At 68.0% G+C, this 19,015-nt stretch carries 17 protein-coding genes; 11 read left to right on the forward strand and 6 right to left on the reverse strand.

Translation table 11 applies throughout. The features are described 5' to 3' along the window. The first annotated feature begins 20 nt into the window (after nucleotides 1-20). Complete coding sequence (locus E5P3_RS04140) at nucleotides 21-1,472, forward strand: aldehyde dehydrogenase family protein (protein ID WP_162584806.1); 1,452 nt, start codon at nucleotides 21-23, stop codon at nucleotides 1,470-1,472. A 134-nt stretch (nucleotides 1,473-1,606) separates the two neighbouring features. After that, entirely contained in the window at nucleotides 1,607-1,981 is a 375-nt protein-coding gene (locus tag E5P3_RS04145) for a helicase SNF2 (RefSeq protein ID WP_162584807.1), read from the forward strand. A 99-nt stretch (nucleotides 1,982-2,080) separates the two neighbouring features. Here E5P3_RS04145 and E5P3_RS04150 read toward each other — a convergent pair whose 3' ends face one another. From E5P3_RS04150 to E5P3_RS04170, 5 genes are all read right to left on the reverse strand, one after another. Further along, nucleotides 2,081-3,592 (reverse strand): tripartite tricarboxylate transporter permease, encoded by a 1,512-nt coding sequence (locus tag E5P3_RS04150; protein WP_162584808.1) that lies wholly within the window; start codon nucleotides 3,590-3,592, stop codon nucleotides 2,081-2,083. Between the two features lie 13 nt (nucleotides 3,593-3,605). After that, entirely contained in the window at nucleotides 3,606-4,094 is a 489-nt protein-coding gene (locus E5P3_RS04155) for a tripartite tricarboxylate transporter TctB family protein (RefSeq protein ID WP_162584809.1), read from the reverse strand. An 888-nt stretch (nucleotides 4,095-4,982) separates the two neighbouring features. Next, the gene (locus E5P3_RS04160; RefSeq protein WP_162584810.1) at nucleotides 4,983-6,161 is read right to left on the reverse strand and encodes an acyl-CoA dehydrogenase family protein; all 1,179 of its coding nucleotides are present in this window, start codon (nucleotides 6,159-6,161) and stop codon (nucleotides 4,983-4,985) included. Nucleotides 6,162-6,250: 89 nt separating this feature from the next. Beyond that, nucleotides 6,251-7,906: a hypothetical protein gene (locus tag E5P3_RS04165; RefSeq protein WP_232072976.1), complete on the reverse strand. Its 1,656-nt coding sequence runs from the start codon at nucleotides 7,904-7,906 to the stop codon at nucleotides 6,251-6,253. 16 nt (nucleotides 7,907-7,922) lie between these two features. Next, on the reverse strand, nucleotides 7,923-8,696 hold the full coding sequence (locus E5P3_RS04170) for a type III pantothenate kinase (protein ID WP_162584811.1): 774 nt from the start codon (nucleotides 8,694-8,696) through the stop codon (nucleotides 7,923-7,925). Nucleotides 8,697-8,879: 183 nt separating this feature from the next. Here E5P3_RS04170 and lysM point away from each other — a divergent pair, with 183 nt between their 5' ends. After that, nucleotides 8,880-9,344, forward strand: a complete 465-nt coding sequence (gene lysM, locus E5P3_RS04175; protein WP_162584812.1) for a peptidoglycan-binding protein LysM — start codon at nucleotides 8,880-8,882, stop codon at nucleotides 9,342-9,344. A gap of 89 nt (nucleotides 9,345-9,433) precedes the next feature. Here the strand turns inward: lysM and E5P3_RS04180 are convergent, their stop codons facing one another. Further along, nucleotides 9,434-9,898, reverse strand: a complete 465-nt coding sequence (locus tag E5P3_RS04180; RefSeq protein ID WP_162584813.1) for a rhodanese-like domain-containing protein — start codon at nucleotides 9,896-9,898, stop codon at nucleotides 9,434-9,436. Between the two features lie 163 nt (nucleotides 9,899-10,061). Between E5P3_RS04180 and E5P3_RS04185 the strand changes: the two genes are divergently transcribed. The 8 genes from E5P3_RS04185 (at nucleotide 10,062) to E5P3_RS04220 (ending at nucleotide 19,014) form a co-directional block, all read left to right on the forward strand. Continuing rightward, nucleotides 10,062-11,177, forward strand: coding sequence for a TRAP transporter substrate-binding protein (locus E5P3_RS04185; protein WP_162584814.1), 1,116 nt, complete (start codon nucleotides 10,062-10,064; stop codon nucleotides 11,175-11,177). Between the two features lie 73 nt (nucleotides 11,178-11,250). Beyond that, nucleotides 11,251-11,871, forward strand: a complete 621-nt coding sequence (locus tag E5P3_RS04190) for a TRAP transporter small permease subunit (RefSeq protein WP_162584815.1) — start codon at nucleotides 11,251-11,253, stop codon at nucleotides 11,869-11,871. Continuing rightward, on the forward strand, nucleotides 11,868-13,826 hold the full coding sequence (locus tag E5P3_RS04195) for a TRAP transporter large permease (RefSeq protein WP_162584816.1): 1,959 nt from the start codon (nucleotides 11,868-11,870) through the stop codon (nucleotides 13,824-13,826). Before E5P3_RS04190 ends, E5P3_RS04195 begins: the two co-directional genes overlap by 4 nt. A 52-nt stretch (nucleotides 13,827-13,878) precedes the next feature. Further along, nucleotides 13,879-14,838 carry an extracellular catalytic domain type 1 short-chain-length polyhydroxyalkanoate depolymerase gene (locus E5P3_RS04200; protein WP_232072978.1) on the forward strand — a complete coding sequence of 320 codons (960 nt, stop codon included), beginning with the start codon at nucleotides 13,879-13,881 and terminating at the stop codon, nucleotides 14,836-14,838. 115 nt (nucleotides 14,839-14,953) lie between these two features. Beyond that, nucleotides 14,954-16,909 (forward strand): DUF6600 domain-containing protein, encoded by a 1,956-nt coding sequence (locus tag E5P3_RS04205; protein WP_162584818.1) that lies wholly within the window; start codon nucleotides 14,954-14,956, stop codon nucleotides 16,907-16,909. Nucleotides 16,910-16,995: 86 nt separating this feature from the next. Next, on the forward strand, nucleotides 16,996-18,354 hold the full coding sequence (gene gorA, locus E5P3_RS04210; protein ID WP_162584819.1) for a glutathione-disulfide reductase: 1,359 nt from the start codon (nucleotides 16,996-16,998) through the stop codon (nucleotides 18,352-18,354). A gap of 13 nt (nucleotides 18,355-18,367) precedes the next feature. Continuing rightward, a complete protein-coding gene (locus E5P3_RS04215) occupies nucleotides 18,368-18,715 on the forward strand; it encodes a hypothetical protein (RefSeq protein ID WP_162584820.1) in 348 nt (115 codons plus the stop codon). A 122-nt stretch (nucleotides 18,716-18,837) separates the two neighbouring features. After that, nucleotides 18,838-19,014, forward strand: coding sequence for a hypothetical protein (locus E5P3_RS04220; protein ID WP_162584821.1), 177 nt, complete (start codon nucleotides 18,838-18,840; stop codon nucleotides 19,012-19,014). Nucleotide 19,015: the final 1 nt, after the last annotated feature.

The raw sequence follows: 19,015 nt of genomic DNA on the forward strand, positions 1-19,015 counted from the left end.
GGGAGGCAGGGGAAGCGGCCATGTGGCACATCGATCAGGCATACATCGACGGCGCCTTCGTGCCCGTGCAGGGCAGCGAGCGGCTGGAGATCGGCAACCCGGCGACCGAGCAAGTCATCGGCACGGTGACGCTGGCGAATCGCGAGGATGCGAAACGCGCGATCGCTGCCGCGAACCGGGCCCAGCCGGCGCTGGCGCGAAGCACCAGGGCACAGCGCATCGAGATGCTCAGGCGCCTCGAGGCTGCCATGGTGGCGCGCACCGACCAGATCTGCGAGGCCACGATCGAAGAGTACGGCGGCCCGCTGGCCCGTTCGCAATGGGTCAGCAACTACGCCGCGCAATGCTTCGCCAGCACGGCGCAAATGCTGCAGGACTACGCCTTCGAACGCCGCCTGGGCGATGCCACGGTGGTGATGGAACCGGTCGGCGTCGCCGGCCTCATCGCGCCGTGGAACAGCGCTGCCGGCAGCATCTGCAGCAAGCTGGCTTCGGCCATTGCCGCGGGCTGCGCGTCGGTCGTCAAGCCCAGCGAACTGGGCCCGCTGCAGGCGCACGTCGTGACCGAGGCGCTGCATGACGCGCGTCTTCCGGCCGGCGTCGTCAATGTGCTGCTCGGGCGCGGCAGCGACGTGGGCGACGAGATTGCCACCAGTTCGGGGATCTCGAAGATCTCGTTCACCGGTTCGACGCAGACTGGAAAGCTCATTGCGCGCGCGGGCCTGGAGACCATGAAGCGCGTGAGCCTCGCGCTCTCGGGCAAGTCGGCCACCGTGGTGCTGGACGATGCCGACTTGGCCACCGCGTTGCCCATGGCGCTGAACGCCGCCTTCATGAACAACGGCCAGGCCTGCGTGGCCGGCACGCGCCTGCTGGTCCCGAGCCTGCACATGGCGCAGGCCATCGAACGCGTGCGGGCAGCGGTGGCCGCCCTGCGCGTGGGCGATCCGCGCGACGCCGCCACCGCGGTCGGACCGCTCGCGAGCAAGGCGCAGTTTGAGCGCGTGCAGCATTTCATCCGCCGCGGGCTGGCGCAGGGAGCGACGCTGGTGGCCGGCGGCGAGGGCCGCCCGGACGGTCTCGCCAAGGGTTGGTTCGCCCGGCCCACGGTGTTCGCCGGCGTGCGCAACGACATGGACATCGCGCGCGAGGAGATCTTCGGACCGGTGCTCTCGATGATCGGCTATGGCGACGAGGACGAAGCCGTCGACATCGCGAACGACTCGCCGTACGGCTTGCAGGCCTACGTCTTCTCGTCGCAGCCGCAGCGTGCCTTTCGCGTGGCCTCGCGACTGCGCGCCGGCACCGTGCTGGTCAACCGCATCGCACCCGAGTTGAGCGCGCCCTTCGGCGGCGTCAAGCAATCGGGCATCGGCAGGGAGTTCGGCGTCTTCGGCATGGAAGCTTTCCTGGAGCCGAAGACGGTTGCCACCGCGAACGGCCATGCGCAGACGACCCCTGCCACAGCGTGAACGACACCGCTGCATCGCCGCGCATTGTTTCCACGACATGAACGCCGGGGTGCGAAAACGCACATCCGCAAGGTGCCTTGCGGGCGCAAACTTCATTCCACACCAACCCATTCAACTCCTTGAAGGAATCCGACATGAACACCGCTTCCAAGCTCCTCTCCGGCTTTGCGCTCGCGATCCTCGCTGCCGCAGGCGTGCAGGCAGAAACCTATGACGGCGTCGCCAAGGTCACGTCGACCCAGGCCCGTGCCGCGGTCCGCGCCGAAGGCGTCGCGGCTGCGCGCAGCGGCGATCCATTCAGCGATGTGGCCGGGCAGGGCGTGACCAGCATCGCCAGTTCGGTCGAGCGTGCTTCGGTTCGCTCGGAAGGAATCGCTGCCGCTCGCAGCGCGAATCCGTACGCGGAAGGCTACGGCCAAGGCGTGACGCGTGTCGATTCGACCGTCGACCGCGCCAGCGCGCGCATCCAGGCCCGCGCAGCCGCGCGCGGCGATCGCCTGGCGATCTGAAGCGCAGCGCTCCACAAAGAGAAGAGCCGGGCTGGGCCCGGCTTTTTTGCGTGGAGGTGTTGCCCCGGAAGGGATGACGTGCCCCGCAAGTATGAGAGCCTAGTCCTCGACGAATGCCTCTTCGCGCTTCGCCTTGATCGACGGCAGCAGCACGATCCCCAGCAACAGCAGCGCCGCAGCCAGCAGCCCCGCAGACAGCGGCCGCGACACGAACACGCTCCAGGTCCCGCGCGACAGCAGCAGCGCGCGCCGCAGGTTCTCTTCCATCATCGGCCCCAGGATGAAGCCCAGCAGCAGCGGCGCCGGCTCGGTGCGCAGCTTGAGGAAGGCGTAGCCCACGAAACCGAAGATCGCGACCATCCAGACATCGAAGGTGTTGTTGTTGGTCGAGTAGACGCCGATCGCGCAGAACAGCACGATGGCCGGGAACAGGAACTTGTAGGGCACGGTGAGCAGCTTGATCCACATGCCGATCAGCGGCAGGTTCAGGATGATCAGCATCGCATTGCCGAGCCACATGGAGGCGATCAGGCCCCAGAAGAGTTCCGGGTTGCTGGTCATCACCTGCGGACCGGGCTGGATGTTGTGGATGGTCATCGCCCCCACCATCAGCGCCATCACCGCGTTGGGCGGAATACCCAGCGTCAGCAGCGGGATGAAGGAGGTCTGCGCGCCGGCGTTGTTGGCCGACTCGGGAGAGGCCACGCCGCGGATGTTGCCCTTGCCGAATGCGACTTCGCCGGGGCGCATCTTGATCTTCTTCTCCAGCGCATAGGCCGCAAAGGCCGCCAGCAGCGCGCCGCCGCCGGGCAGGATGCCCAGCGCCGAGCCTAGCGTGGTGCCGCGCAGCACCGCGGGCGCCATGTTCTTGAAGTCCTCCTTCGTCGGCCACAGGCCCTTGACCTTGGAGGTGAACACCTCGCGCTCGTCGTCGGGCTGGGAGAGGTTGCCGATGATCTCGCCGTAGCCGAACACGCCCATGGCGATCACCACGAAGCCGATGCCGTCGGTCAGTTCCGGGATGTCGAAGCTGAAGCGCGCCACGCCCGAGTTCACGTCGGTTCCGACGATGCCCAGCAGCAGGCCCAGCACGATCATCGCCACGGCCTTGAGCAGCGAGCCGGAGGCCAGCACCACCGCGCCGATCAGGCCCAGCACCATCAGCGAGAAGTACTCGGCCGGGCCGAACTTGAAGGCAAGTTCGGTCAGCGGCGGTGCGAAGGCGGCCAGGATCAGCGTGCCCACGCAGCCGGCGAAGAAGGACCCCAGGCCGGCCGCCGCGAGCGCTGGACCCGCGCGTCCCTGCCGGGCCATCTGGTAGCCGTCGATGCAGGTCACCACTGAGGACGACTCGCCCGGCAGGTTGACCAGGATGGCCGTGGTGGAGCCGCCGTACTGCGCCCCGTAGTAGATGCCCGCGAGCATGATCAGCGCCGACACCGGCGGCAGCGCGTAGGTGGCCGGCAGCAGCATGGCGATGGTCGCCACCGGGCCGATGCCGGGGAGCACGCCGATCAGCGTGCCGAGAATGCAGCCGATCAGGCAATACAGCAGATTGGTGAAGGTGAAGGCGACACCGAAGCCGGTCGCCAGGTTGTGGATCAGGTCCATGGCGCTCTCGTCCTCAGCCCGAAATGAAGGTCGGCCAGACCTGGATCTGCAGCTTGAGCGCCCAGATGAAGGCCACGTAGCTGCCCACCGCCAGGATGGTGGCGAGGACCAGCACGTCGCGCAGCTTGAAATGCGCGCCGGCCATGCTGGAGATGATCGTCAGCGCATAGATCGCGATGATCATGCCCATGGCCGGCAGGCCGATGGAGGGCAGGCCGCCGAGCAGCACGCCGAAGGCGAGGTTGGCGCCGAGCACGTAGGTGAGCGGCTTCCACGCCCACTTGCCGATCTTCTCGCCGTCTGCCGTTTCGATGACCAGGGCCTGGAACATGATGCCGGCGCCTAGGAGTGCCAGCAGGATGCCCAGCATGAGCGGGAAATAGCCGGGGCCCATGCGGGCGCCGTCTCCGATGTTGTAGCTGGTGGCGCCGATGGCGAAGCTCCCTCCGACCACGGTGAACATGACCCCCGAATAGAAGTCAGCCTGACTCTTGATACGCATTGTCTCGATCCTCGTTGTGAACCGTTCGAGGGTCGTCGGGGGCGGCTGACTGCTGGCTGACCGGGGGTGTACGGACTTCCACGTAGTGGGCTCTGCTGGCTTGCTCTTTCTTTTGGAGGCCGGGGGGGCCGTCGGGTTGTCGATTTCGTACGGTGCTGTTCTGTTGAGGCCGGAGCCGGGATTTCGCCCCGGCGGGCGAGTCACTTTCTTTGTCTCGCCAAAGAAAGTAACCAAAGAAAGGCGACCCCACTGCGCGCGTCCCTCCGCTTCGCTACGGGCAACCTGCGGTGCTCGCTTCAGGCGGGGTCCGCGCAAACTCGCTTCGCTCAAACACGCGCGGCCCTTTTTCCGCCTGAAGCTGCGCTTCTCGGCACGCGCAGAGGGGATATGGGACGGGCCTTTGCTTCGCTCGGCCATCAACGGCCTCGCTGCGCGAGGCCTCGAACAGGTGTGTGCGTATGGGTACGAACGTGAGCACGAGCACGAGCACGAGCACGAGCACGTGCGTGTGCGCGAGTGTCAGCATGAGCGAAGACCCGGAGCTCACGCCAACCTGCACACCACACAAGGACGCGCCATGGCGCGTTGGATTCCAAGTCCCCTCTGGCCGCGCCGAGGAGCGGAGCTTTTCGCGGATAAAGGGCCGCGCGTGTTTGAGCCGAAGGCGAGTTTGCGCGGACCCCGCGAAAAGCGAGCACCGCAGGTTGCCCGCAGCTTCGCTGCGGGTCGCGGCCAGTGGGGTCGCCTTTCTTTGGTTACTTTCTTTGGCGAGACAAAGAAAGTGACTCGCCCGCCGGGGCGAACTTCCGGCTCCTGCCTCAAACCCAAGCGCACCGTATGAAATCAGACTGAATCAGACGAACTCCCCCAAAGGGGAAGGGATCCAAGTCAATCGCGCAAAGGCCGCTTCGCAATCCCCATCGTCTTCGCCAGAATCCCCAGCATCACCTCATCGGCCCCTCCCCCGATCGAGGCCAGCCGCCCGTCCCGATAAAGACGCGAAACCCGGTTCTCCCACGTGAACCCCATGCCTCCCCAGAACTGCAGGCAGGTATCCGCCACCTCCCGCGTGAGGCGCCCGCACTTGAGCTTGGCCATCGAAGCCAGCGCGGTCACGTCCTCCCCCTGCACATGCAGGTCGCAGGCGCGGTAGGTCAGGGCACGCAGCGCCTCCACCTCGGTCTGCAGCTCGGCCAGCTTGAACTGCACCCACTGCTGGTCGGCCAGCGTGCCGCCGAAGAGGCGGCGCTCCTGCGCCCATTCGATGGTCTCGCGGATGCAGTCCTCCATCGGCTCGAGCGAGCTGGCGGCGCACCACATGCGCTCTTCCTGGAACTGCTGCATCTGGTAGACGAAGCCCTGGCCTTCCTCGCCGATGCGATAGCGCTGCGGCACCCGCACCTCGTCGAAATAGATCAGGCCGGTGTCGCTCGAATGCATGCCGATCTTGCGGATCTTCTTCGCACGCTCGATGCCGGGGCTGTCCATCGGCACGATCACCAGCGACTTGTTGCGATGAGGACTGCCGCCCGCTTCTCCCGTCCCGTCCCCGGTGTTGACCAGCATGCACATCCAGTCGGCCTGCAGGCTGTTGGTGATCCACATTTTCTGGCCGCTGATGAGGTAGTCGCCGCCGTCCTTGCGCGCGCGGCTCTTCAGCCCGGCCACGTCGCTGCCGGCGCCGGGCTCGCTGACGCCGATGCAACCCACGGTCCGGCCCGCGATCGCGGGGGCCAGGAATTCGCGCTTGAGCGCATCGCTGCCGAAGCGCGCCAGCGCGGGCGTGCACATGTCGGTCTGCACGCCGATGGCCATCGGCACGCCGCCGCAGCGCACATGGCCGAGCGCCTCGGCCATCGCCATCGCGTAGGAGTAGTCGAGGCCGGCGCCGCCGTAGTCCTCGGGCTTGTTGAGCCCCAGCAGGCCCAGCGCGCCGAGCCGCGCGAACACCGCGTGCGCGGGGAAGCTCTCTGCCGCCTCCCACTCGTCCACATGCGGGTTGATCTCCTCGTCGATGAAGCGCCGCAGCGTCTTCTGGATCGCGACGTGTTCGTGGGTGTACTGCATGCCCCACTCTAGGCGCGCCGCCGGCACGCCGCTTGCGCCAATTGGCTATGCGCGGCGCGGCGTGCCCACCTTAGGCTCATCCAGCGCGATCAGCGCTGCGGCCGGATCCGATAGAGCCCGTTGTCGCGATCGGCCGATAGGTAGATGGTGCCGTCGGCACCCACCGCCACGCCGGTCGGCACATAGGACGGCGGCAGGCCCGGGCCGCCGGCCAGGCCGATCGGCAGGTTCTCGGCAACCGTGCGGCGCGTGCCGTTCGCGGGGTCGATCTCCACCAGCCGCCGTGCCGCACTCTCCGCGACGATGAAGCTGCCCCAGGGCGTCTGGGCCAGGCCTTCGGGCAGCGCCAGCCCGTTGGCGACGACGCGCAGCGGGGCGCTCGCGTCGAGCGGGATGCGCGTGAGCTTGCCCGCGGCCTCCGTCAGGTAGAGCGCGCCGTCCCGACCCATCACCATCTGCACCGGCCCGCCCAGGCCGCTGGCGACGAGCTGGCGGGTCTCGAAGTTGGGGCCGCTCGCACGGGTCACGCTGCCGGTGGCGATCTCGGCATAGAGCAGGCTGCCGTCGGGCATCGGGATCGCATCCACCGGCGCCTTCAGGCCGTGCAGCACGGCCGTGGTCTTGAGCGTCCTGCGATCCACCAGCTGCACCGATCCGGTGAACCAGGAGGACAGCGCGATCTGCGAGGCCGACAGCCCCACGCTGAACGGATAGTCGAGCTCCGGGTCGCGTTGCATGCGGAAGATGTCGCGCACGGCGCCGGTCTTCGCATCGACCTGGCGGAAGCCGAAGATGTCGGCCACGAAGAGCGTATCGCCGTCGATCTTGAGGCCGGCCGGCACCGCCAGCTGCCCACCGGTCAGCAGGCGCGAGGTGCCGGTCTCCGGCTCGAAGGCCTCCACCGAGTTGTCGGCCATGTTCGAGACGTAGATCGTTCCTTCGGGCGCGATCGCGAGGTTGTCGATCGAGGGCTTGAACTGCTTCGCGACCGTCTTGCGCCCGCTGGCGAGCTCGACGCGCACCAGCTCGCCGCTGCGGGCGTCGACCACCCACAGGTTGCCCTTGCCGTCGAGGTTGGCAGCGGCCGGCACCTGGAAACCCTCGGCGATCACTGTGAGCCGGCCGTCGGCGGGGTCGATCTTCGCCACCTGGCCCTTGAACCACAGCGGACCGTAGAGCAGGCCGTCCGGCCCCACCTCGAAGCCGTTGAAGCCGCCCATGTCCTTCTTGATCAGGCGCGGCGGCTTCTGGCCGGCGACGTCGATCTCCCACAGCGCGTCGCCGAGGAAGACCTGCGAGGCGTAGAGCTTGCCGTTCCTGCGGTCGAAATCGAGCGAATTGATGCCGGGCAGGTCCTTGGCGAGCACGCGTATGGGCGCGCCGTCGTGCTCGCGCAAGCGCACCATGCCCGTCAGGTAGTTGGTCCAGGCGAGCTCGCCCCGGGGGCCGACCGCGACGTCGTCGGCCTGCCCGTCGGGCGCATCGATCAGCACACGCGCGGCGCCGGTCGCGCGGTCGACGACCCACAGCTGGCTGCCGACCACCGTGCCGGCGAGCAGGCGGCCCTGGCGATCGATCGCCAGGCCGTGGACGCCTGAGAAGGAAGAGGGCGCCACCAGCGCCTCCGGCGGGCCCCAGCTCGCGGGGCGGGTGGGTGCAGAGGTGGCGGTGCGCGGGGCCGGAACGGTGCAGGCGCCGAGCGCGAGCATCGAAGCGAGCAGGGCGGCGGCGAAGGCACGAGGCACTCTTGGCTCCTTGACATCAAGACGCCAGCAAGCGTTCCTGCGCGATCACCAGCAGCCCGTCCATGATCAAGCTGTCCACCAGCTCGAAGTTCCCGTTCATGCTCGGCGCCATCTTCCATGCCGCGCCACCCGTCATGTAGCAGGCCGGCTCGGCGCCGCCGTGTGCGCGCACATGCTGCACCATGCGCTCCACCGCGCCGGCGATGGCATAGGTGCCGCCGCTGGTCAGCGCGTCGCTGGTGTTGGTGGGGAACTCGCGCACCTCGCCGGTGGGCACATGCAGGCCGGCAGTGCCCGACTCGAGGGCGCGCAGCATGATGCCGTGGCCCGGCAGGATCAGGCCGCCGAGGAACTTGCCGTGGACATCCACCGCCTCCACCGTGACGGCGGTGCCGATCATCACCACCACCATCGGGCGCGCCGGGCCCTGGGCGAGCATGCGGTGGCGCGCGCCGATCATCGCGACCCAGCGATCGGCACCCAGCCGCGTCGGGTGGTCGTAGCCATTGACGATCCCGGCCTCGGCCGCGCTCGACACCACCCAGCGCGGCGAGCAATCGAAGCGCTCGACCACCTGTTCTTCCGCGCGCCGCCGCACCGCGTCGCCGGCCACCGCGCAGCCCAGCATCGACGAAGGTCCGGGCAGCTCGGCCCAGGGTCCGTCGGCCAGCCGTTCGATGTGGTCGAGGAACTCGGCGCCGTGCGCAAGCAGCGATGCACCCGGCCTGGCCGCGTCGTAGAGCGACCACTTGAGCCGGGTGTTGCCGATGTCGATTGCGAGGAATGCCATGCGGCGCATTATTGCGGCGTGGGCCGTAACAGTCGATTCGGGAGTGAAGGCAGGCACTTCCGAATTGGCTGTTGCGGTCCCTAGTCCTGACAGATGCTTGCAGTTGCGATGCCCGCCTACGTGGGGGCGTCACGGCCAGCCGTTACAGTGGGCGTCCCTCAACCTAGGCACAAGGAGAAACCCATGGGATTGCTCAGTTTCATCAAGGAGGCCGGAGAAAAACTGTTCGGCGGCTCGTCCGCCCAAGCCGCCGAGCCTGATGCCAACAAGGTGGCGGGCGCCGCCATCAAGACCTACATCGAGACGCAGAACCTCGGCCTCACCAATCTCGAAGTGACCTACGTCGCTGCCGAAGGCCTGGTGACGCTCAAGGGCAGCGCGCCCTCGCAGGAAGCCAGCGAGAAGGCCACGCTGGCCGCCGGCAACGTGGCCAACGTGACGAAGGTCGACAACCAGCTCGTCGCGCCTGCCGCCGACCCGGCGCAGTACCACGACGTGGTGAAGGGCGACACGCTCTCAGCCATTTCCAAGAAGTACTACGGCGACGCGAACAAGTACAACGCGATCTTCGAGGCCAACAAGCCGATGCTGACGCATCCGGACAAGATCTATCCGGGCCAGAAGCTGCGGATTCCGCCCCAGAAATGAGCGCAGCGTCGCGCGGCGGGTAGAGACTTCCACATGCCGCCTCGTCGGCGCACTGGATGGCCGGCAACTGGACTTCGGGTTTCTCGCGCCTAGTTCTGCTTCCAGGGCAGGCCGCGCAGGCGCCAGCCGCCCTTGCGCCCGCGGTGGCCCTCGGCGTCGGCGTCGCCCTCGAAGCCCTCGAGGATGTTGTAGGCCTCCAGGCCCAGCTCGGTGGCGCGGCGCGCGGCCGCGATCGAGCGCACACCGCTGCGGCACAACAGCACGGCCTTCTTGCCGGGCGGCACGGCAGCGCGCAGGCCAGCATCGAAGCCGGGGTTGAAGGCCATGCCCGGCCACTGCTTCCAGGCCAGGCCGATGGCGCCAGGCACATAGCCCACCCACTCGCGCTCCGCGTCGCTGCGCACGTCGACGAGCACGGCCTCGCCATGGGTCATCCAGGCGTGGGCCAGTTCGGGCAGCACGTCGCCGGCGTAGCCCTCCGCGGGCCGGATGTCCGGCTGTTCACCAGCCGATGTGCTGTCCGCGGCTGGCGAGTTGGAGGCTGCTGGGGTCATGGCGCTTTCTTCCTTTCAGTGGACTAGGGTTTGTGCGTAGAGCGGGGCACAGCCCGATAGATGATTTTTCACCAGTTCGTGAAAACCCTCTTTGTCACGCTTGTTCACGTGTCAAAGATGGGAGTCTGGGTTTTTTCCAGTCACATCTACGGAGACATACACAATGACCGACACCAAACCGAACCGCCGCCGCAGCCTCCTCAAGGGCGCAGCTGTGGCGGCCGGCGCCATGTCCGCGCCCATGGTCAGCATGGCGCAGACCACGTCCTTACGCTTCCAGAGCACCTGGCCGGCGAAGGATATCTTCCACGAGTACGCGCAGGATTTCGCCAAGAAGGTGAACGACATGGCGGGCAGCCGTCTCAAGATCGAGGTGCTGCCCGCCGGCTCCGTGGTGCCGGCCTTCCAGCTGCTGGATGCCGTGGCCAAGGGCACGCTCGATGGCGGGCACGGGGTGGTCGCCTACTGGTACGGCAAGAACTCGGCACTCGCGCTGTGGGGCTCGGGCCCGGGCTTCGGCATGGACGCCAACATGGTGCTCGCCTGGCACAACTACGGCGGCGGCAAGGCGCTGCTGGACGAGATCTACAAGGGCCTGAACCTGGATGTCGCCTCCTATCTCTACGGTCCCATGCCGACCCAGCCACTGGGCTGGTTCAAGAAGCCGGTGGCCAAGGTCGAGGATATGAAGGGCCTGAAGTTCCGCACCGTGGGCCTGGCAGTGGACGTCTTCACCGACATGGGCACGGCGGTCAATCCGCTGCCGGGCGGCGAGATCGTGCCTGCACTGGACCGCGGTCTGATCGACGCTGCCGAGTTCAACAACGCCTCCAGCGACCGCGTGCTCGGCTTCCCCGACGTGGCCAAGAACTGCATGCTGCAGAGCTTCCACCAGTCGGGCGAGCAGTTCGAGATCCTGTTCAACCGCTCCAAGCTCAACGCGCTGCCGCCCGAGCTGAAGGCGATCATCGAGTACGGCGTGCAAGCCGCAAGCGCGGACATGAGCTGGAAGGCGATCGAGCGCAATTCGGCGGACTATATCGAGCTCAAGAAGGCCGGCATCAAGTTCTACAAGACGCCCGACGCGATCCTGCGCGCGCAGCTCGCCTCGTGGGACAAGACAGTGGCCAAGAAGGCGACGGAGAACCCTGCGTTCAAGAAGGTGCTGGATTCGCAACGAGCCTTCGCGGAGCGTGCAGGCCAGTGGTACAACGACTACACCGTCGATTTCAAGATGGCCTACAACCACTACTTCGGCCGCCAGGCCAAGAAGTCCTGACCTTCACCGGCCATGGCAAGGGGCACTGCGGTGCCCCTCCTTTTTTCCGCGCCCCGGGCGCCAGGGTTTCTCAATGCAATCTTTTCTGTTGGCGGTCGACCGCTTCTCGACCTGGGTCGGCAAGACCTTTGCCTGGTGCGCGGTGCTGCTCACCGTGCTCATCAGCTGGGAGGTGTTCTCCCGCTACGCGCTCAACCGGCCCCATGCCTGGGTGCTCGACGCGCAGATCATGCTGTACGGCACGCTGTTCATGACCGCCGGCGCCTACACGCTCGCCAAGAACGGCCATGTGCGCGGCGACGTGCTCTACGGCTTCTTCCGGCCGCGCACGCAGGCGATCGTCGACCTGACGCTGTACATCCTCTTCTTCCTCCCGGGCATCGTCGCGCTGACCTGGGCCGGCTGGATCTATGCCGGGGAGTCGCTGTCGATCCGCGAGCAGACTTTCTCCGCGGATCCGCTCCCGCTCTATCCGTTCAAGTACGTCATCCCGCTCGCCGGCGTCACCCTGCTGCTGCAGGGCGTCGTCGAGATCGTGCGCTGCGTGCAGTGCATTCGCGACGGCGTATGGCCCTCGCGCGAGCAGGACGTCGAGGAAGTGGACGTCGCGAAGCTCAAGGAAATGGTGCACGTGGACGATGCCGACATCCGGGCTCTGGACGCGGTGGTGGTTGCCAAGGAGGCCAGGCCATGATCCGGCGCGAACTCTGGTTCGGCCTGTCGTTCATGGTGCTGATCGTCGCCGCGGCGGGGATCATGCTGCTGCGCGCCGACACGATCACCAACGGCCACCTCGGCCTGCTGATGCTGTCGCTGGTGGTGGTCGCGATCATGCTGGGCTTTCCCACGGCGTTCACGCTGATGGGCATGGGCATGATCTTCACCTGGTTCGCCTATGACAGGAACATCACGCACACGCTCGACCTGATGGTGCAGGCGGCCTACAAGACGATGGCGAACGACGTGCTGATCGCGGTACCGCTGTTCGTCTTCATGGGCTACCTGGTCGAGCGCGCCAACCTGATTGAGACCCTCTTCAAGAGCCTGCACCTGGCACTTGCCCGGCTGCCGGGCGCGCTGGCGGTGGCAACGTTGGTGACCTGCACGATCTTCGCCACGGCCACCGGCATCGTCGGTGCCGTGGTGACACTGATGGGGCTGCTGGCGTTGCCTGCCATGTTGCGCGCCGGCTACAGCATCCCGCTGTCCGCGGGGGCGATCACGGCGGGCGGCTGCCTCGGCATCCTGATCCCGCCTTCGGTGCTGCTGATCGTCTACGGCGCTACCGCCGGCGTATCGGTGGTGCAGCTGTACGCCGGCGCTTTCTTTCCCGGCGTTTTGCTGGCGTCGCTGTACGTGCTCTACGTGATCCTGGTCGCCAAGCTCAAGCCCGCCTGGGCGCCCCCGCTTTCGGCCGCCGATCGCGCGGTGCCGCTGCCGCCGCTGACGCAGCTGATCACGCCCGATCCGACGCGCCACGCGTTCGCGGGCTTGGTGGCCGGGCTCAAGGGCCGCCGCAATGCCGAGGTGCCCGCCGGGTTCCTGCTGCGGCAACTCGGCATCGTCTTGCTGCCCGGCCTGCTCTTCGCGCTGATGGCCGTCACCACCTATCGCGCCGTGACCACCGTGGAGGCGGCGGAGCAGTACGACATTCAGGAAATCGGTGCCCGGCGCAGCGCACCCGAGCCGGCCTCGGGCGGGTTGCAGGAGCCGCCCGCCGAGAACGAGGGCGGCCTCCAGGAGCCACCGAGCGAGGGCGGGCTTGCCGAGCCGCCAGGCGCCGGCGCCGTGCAGGAGCCCCCGGGTGCGGGCACACGCGCCGCGCAGCTGCCGTCCGGCAGTGCTGCGGTAGCCCCCGTCGCGAAGCCCGGCGCCGCGGAGGGCGCCACCACGCGGCCGGCGCCCACCTGGTGGTGGGTCTGCTTCGCGCTGATCGGTGCGATGGTCGCGCTGTTCTACCTGTTTCTCAGCTTCGCGCGGCTCGAGATCTTCAAGATGCTGCTGGCCTCGTTCTTCCCGCTGATGATCCTCATCGTGGCGGTGCTCGGGTCGATCGTGCTGGGCCTGGCCACGCCGACGGAGGCGGCAGCCATGGGCGCCCTCGGGGGCTTCCTGCTGGCCGCCGCCTACCGCCGGCTGACGCTGGATGTGCTCAAGGAATCGGTCTTCCTCACGGCCAAGACATCGGCCATGGTGTGCTGGCTGTTCGTGGGCTCGGCCATTTTCTCGGCCGCCTTCGCGCTGCTCGGCGGCCAGCAGCTGGTCGAGGAATGGGTCCTGAGCATGAACCTCTCGAAGGTTCAGTTCCTGGTGCTGAGCCAGGTGATCATCTTCATCCTGGGCTGGCCGCTGGAATGGACCGAGATCATCGTGATCTTCATGCCCATTTTCATACCGCTGCTGGACAACTTCGGCGTCGACCCGCTGTTCTTCGGGCTGCTGGTGGCCATGAACCTCCAGACTGCCTTCCTGTCGCCACCGGTCGCCATGGCGGCCTTCTACCTGAAGGGCGTGAGCCCGCCCCATGTGACGCTGAACCAGATCTTCCTCGGCATGCTGCCCTTCATGGGCATCCAGGTGCTGGCGATCCTCATGCTGTACATCTGGCCGCAGATCGGATTGTGGTTGCCGCAGCTGCTGTACAAATAGGCAGGCAGGGGGCACGAGGGCCGACAATCGGCCCTTTTTGCCCGCCCCTCCCTTGACATCCCTGTTCGAACGAATTGCACGCTGGGCGCGCGCCGTGCCGCGCGCCTTGCGGCGCATCGGCCTGCTGCCGCCCGCGGCGCCGGACCAGTGGCTCGATGGCCATTTCGAGCACCAGCACCGCAACGTGGACTACAAGCTCTTCGTCCCCGGGCGCGGTGCCGGCAGGCCCCGCCCGCTGCTGCTGATGCTGCACGGCTGCACCCAGGATCCGGAGGACTTCGCCACAGGGACGCGGATGAACCGGATCGCCGCCGAGCTCGGCTTCCTCGTGATCTATCCGACACAGACCCAGAGGGCCAACGCGGGCAAGTGCTGGAACTGGTTCCTGCCGCAGCACCAGCAGGCCGGGCGGGGCGAGCCCGCACTGCTGGCGGCGCTTACGCAGGCGGCCATGCGCGAGCACGGGGCCGATCCGGCACGCGTCTACGTGGCGGGCCTGTCCGCCGGCGGCTCGATGGCCGACATCCTGGGCCGGACCTATCCCGGGCTCTTCGCCGCCGTGGGCGTGCACTCGGGCCTGCCGAGCGGCGTGGCGCGCGACCTCCTCTCGGCGCTCGGCGCGATGAAGAACGGCCCGGGCAAGGCGAGCGCCGGCGGTCCGATGCGGCCGACCATCGTCTTCCACGGCGACGCCGACGAGACGGTGCATCCGCGCAACGGGGCGCAGGTGGCGGCGGATGCGGTGGGGGCGCTGCTGGGGGGCGGCGGTCATCCGCCGGCGCACGAGATGCGGGGACGCTCGGAGGGTGGCCGCGCCTTCACCCGCTGGACCTATGCCGATGCCCGCGGCGGCATCATGGTCGAGCACTGGCTGCTGCACGGCACCGGCCACGCCTGGGCCGGCGGCAGCGCCGACGGCTCCTTCACCGACCCCGCCGGGCCGGATGCGAGCGCCGAGATGCTGCGTTTCTTCCTCAGCCATCCGATGAGCAACCGGACTGGGATGCGATAAGCCCCTTGCTTACACGCGGTTGCGCCGCTCGCGGGATAGTTCCAAAGCTTTGCAATGCAGTTGCCAGCGCCGGCCCGCCCTGGCGCGTTGCAGGGTCTGGACCCGAGGACCGATCATGAAACATCGCACCACTTCACACGGCGCCCGCCGCGCCGTCGGCTGGCTGCTGGGCCTGGTGCTGCTGCTCGCCGCCGGCGCCGCGGCCTGGGCGCAGCAGGACCCCCCGGGCCGCGTGGCTCGCCTCGACGAGCAGCAGGGCACCGTCAGCTTCTCGCCGGCGGGCGACGACAGCTGGTACGACGCAGTGCCCAACCGGCCGATCACCACCGGCGACCGGCTCTGGACCGACCGCAACGCGCGGGCCGAGCTGCATGTGGATTCGACCGCGCTGCGCCTGGACGACCAGACGATGCTGGTGGTGTCCGAGCTCGAAGACGACAGCGCCCGCTTCACCGCGACCCGCGGCCGCCTGCAACTGCGCGTGCGCGAGGCCCCGGCCGGGCAGCGCCTGGAGATCGACACCGCCAACCTGGCGGTGGTGGTCGAGGCCCCCGGCGACTACCGCATCGAGGTCGACCCGGCCGCCGGCACCACGCGCGTGGCGGTCGCTGCCGGCGGCCTCACGCTTTATGGCGAGAACGGCGAATCGGTGGCCCTCGGCGCCCACCAGCAGCTCACGGTGTCGGGACGCCAGCTGGCGGCGGTGAGCAGCACTCCCGTGCGCGCCGGCGACGCGTTCGACCGCTGGGTGGCCGAGCGCGACCGGCTCGAAGACCAGTCGATCTCTGCGCGCTATGTCTCGCGCGACGTGCTGGGCTACCAGCAGCTCGACCGCTATGGCGACTGGCAGAGCGATCCCACCTACGGCAACGTCTGGTATCCGCGCAGCGTCGATGCCGACTGGGCGCCGTACCGCGACGGCCAATGGGTGGACATCGCGCCCTGGGGCTGGACCTGGGTCGACGCCGCACCCTGGGGCTTCGCGCCTTCGCACTACGGCCGCTGGGCGCGCATCGGGCCGCGCTGGGCCTGGGTGCCGGGGCGGGCGAACACGCGGCCGGTGTATGCGCCGGCGCTGGTCGGTTTCGTGGGCGGCGGCGTGCATGCCAACGTGGCGGCTGGCGGACGCCCGGGCGTCGGGTGGTTCCCGCTCGCGCCCGGCGAACCGTGGCGCCCGGGCTACCGCGCCAGCCAGCGCTACATCGACGAGGCCAACCGTGCCGTCGCCTACCAGCGGCAACTTGCGCGCGCGGACTACCTGCACCGCAATACGCCGGGTGCGCTCTCGCTGGTGCCGGTGGACATCTTCGGCCGCGGGCCCATCGCCCGCCGCGACTTCCTGCGCACGCCGGAGGGTGCCACTGCGCAACTGCCGATCGTCGCCACCGCGCCGATCCCGGCGCGCGGCGACCGGCATGTCGGCGGCTTCGGGCGTTCGGCGAGCGCCCTGCCGCCGCCCGACCTGCGCGGTCGACAGCAGCAGTTCCAGCAGGCGCAGCAGTTGCAGCAAGCCCAGCAGGCGCACCAAGCCCAGCAGGCGCAGCAGCAACTTCAGTTTCAGCAGCGCGCCGTCCAGGCGCAGGCCCAGGCACAGCAGCAGCTTCAGTTGCAGCAGATGCAGCGCTTCCAGCAGATGCAGCAAGCGCAGCAGCCGCAATCCGGCCAGCAGCTCCAGCAGATGCAGCAACGCGATGCGCTGCGCCAGCAGCAAGAGTTCCAGCAGCGCGCCGCGCAGGCTCAGGCCCAGCAGCAGTTCCAGCTGCAGCAGCAACAACAGCAACAGCAGGCGCTGCGCGCCCAGCAGGAGATGCAGCAGCGCGCCGCCCAGGCCCAGGCCCAGCAGCTCCAGCTGGTTCAACAGCAGCAGGCCCTGCGCGCGCAGCAGCAGATGCAGGCTCAGCAACAGATCCAGCAGATGCAGATGCAGCAACAGAACACGCTGCGCCAGGCGCAGGAACACCAGCAGCGTGCCTTGCAGCAACAGCAACAACAGCAGCAGCGTGCGGGCGGCAGCGATCCGCGGCAGCGCTGGACCTCGCGGGATTCCGGGCCGCAGTTCGACCGGCCCTGAGAGGCTGTGAAAGCGTGAGCGAACCCGCTCATGCGGCGGCAGCATTTCCTTCGGCCGGCTACAGTCGGCCGCAAGGAGCGGCTTCCATGCAAACATTCGACTTCGACCTCTTCGTGATCGGCGGCGGCAGCGGTGGCGTACGCGCGGCACGCATGGCGGCCCAGCGCGGCGCACGCGTTGCGCTGGCCGAATGCGCGGAGCTGGGCGGCACCTGCGTCAACGTGGGCTGCATTCCCAAGAAGCTCTACAGCTACGCGGCCGGCTATGCAGAGTCCTTCGAGGAGGCGGCCGGCTACGGCTGGACGCTCGACGGCGCCCCGCGCTTCGACTGGAACCAGCTCAAGGCCAATCGCGCCAAGGAGATCGCCCGCCTCAACGGCGTCTACCGCAACCTCCTCGAGGGCGCGGGCGTCAGGCTGATCCAGGGCTGGGCGTGCCTGGCCGATGCGCACACCGTTCAGATCGGCGAGAAGAAGCACACTGCGCGCCACATCCTGGTGGCCACCGGCGGCATGCCCTTCGTGCCGGAGCTCCCGGGCCGCGAGCTCGGCGTGGTGTCGGACGCGATGTTCGACCTCGACCCCTTCCCCAAACGCCTGCTGGTGGTGGGCGGCGGCTACATCGCCTGCGAGTTCGCCTCCATCTTCAACGGCCTGGGCGCGCAGGTCACGCAGCTGTACCGCGGGCCGCACCTGCTCAACGGCTTCGACGAGGACGTGCGCCAGTTCCTGGCCAAGGAGATGGGCCGCGCCGGCGTCGACATCCGCTTCAACTGCGAGATCGACATGATCACGCGCCTCGACAGCGGCCTGTGCGCGCTGCTCTCGCGCGGGGAGCGCGTGGAGGCCGATGTCATCCTCTATGCCACCGGCCGGGTGCCCAACACCGAGGGCCTGGGCCTGCAGGCGGCCGGTGTCGAGCTCGACGAGCGCGGCGGCGTGGTGGTCGATGCGCACTACCGCAGTTCCGTGCCCTCGGTCTACGCCGTGGGCGACGTGTCGACGAAGCAGCAGCTCACCCCGGTGGCGCTGGCCGAGGCCATGGTGGTGGTGGACACCCTGTTCGGCCCGGGGCCGCGCGAGCTGGACTACGAGTTCACGCCCACGGCCGTGTTCACCCATCCCAACATCGGCACCTGCGGCTACACCGAGGCCGAGGCGCGCGCGAGGTTCGGCAAGGTCCGGGTGTTCTCGAGCGAGTTCAAGGCGCTGCGCCACACGCTCTCGCAAAGCGGCGAGCGCACCTTCATGAAGCTGGTGGTCGAGCGCGACACCGACCGCGTGGTGGGCCTGCACATGGTGGGGCCCGATGCGGGCGAGGTGGTGCAGGGCTTCGCGGTCGCGATGCGCGCGGGCGCGACCAAGCGGTTGTTCGACAGCACGATCGGCATTCATCCGACCGTGGCGGAAGAGTTCGTCACCATGCGCGAACCGATGCCGGGGTAGAGGCTTCGTCCCGATGACCCCCTCCGAGGAAAGTGCCCGCGCGGGCTCGGTCTGGATCCGGTTCTGGTGGCCCAATGCCGCGTTGGAGCCGACGCCGGCGCATGTGAGCGCGCCCGAGCGTGCGGCGATCAGGACCCGGAACTACGTGTGGCTGAAGACGTACATGGACATCTACATCCTCCGCTGGGGTTTGCTGTGGGCTGCCTGCCTGGTGCTCGCGCTCCTCGCGGCGGACGATGCGGTTCCAAGTGTCCTCTTCGCCGGCGCGCTGACCGCCACCATGATGTCCTTCTTTGGCCTTTTTTCCATGATCCTGATCTATCGCCGGGCAAGCAGGGCGCTGGAGGACCGGGCCGTGTAGCTGACGCACGAACTTCTTCTTGCCTGACAGCGCGCCGCCGTCGCCTTGACGATGCTGTGGATGCGCCGGAGGATCCGCACGATGCCACGCTGCGGACCGGGCGCCCACCTGAAGGAGCTGCCATGAACACGAAGGAGCCGTCGCAAACGACCGACCGCGAGAGCGTCAAGGACAACATGGAGAAGAGCACCGAGAAACAACCCGGCGAGTTTCGCGACGAGGCCAACGAGGACAAGGTCGTGGAGATCGGGAAGGATGTGCGGAAGGATCCGATCAAGGGCATCGATCCCAAGCGCTGAC

Origin of the sequence: Variovorax sp. RA8 (assembly GCF_901827175.1) — a bacterium.
Taxonomy (GTDB): Bacteria; Pseudomonadota; Gammaproteobacteria; order Burkholderiales; family Burkholderiaceae_C; genus Variovorax.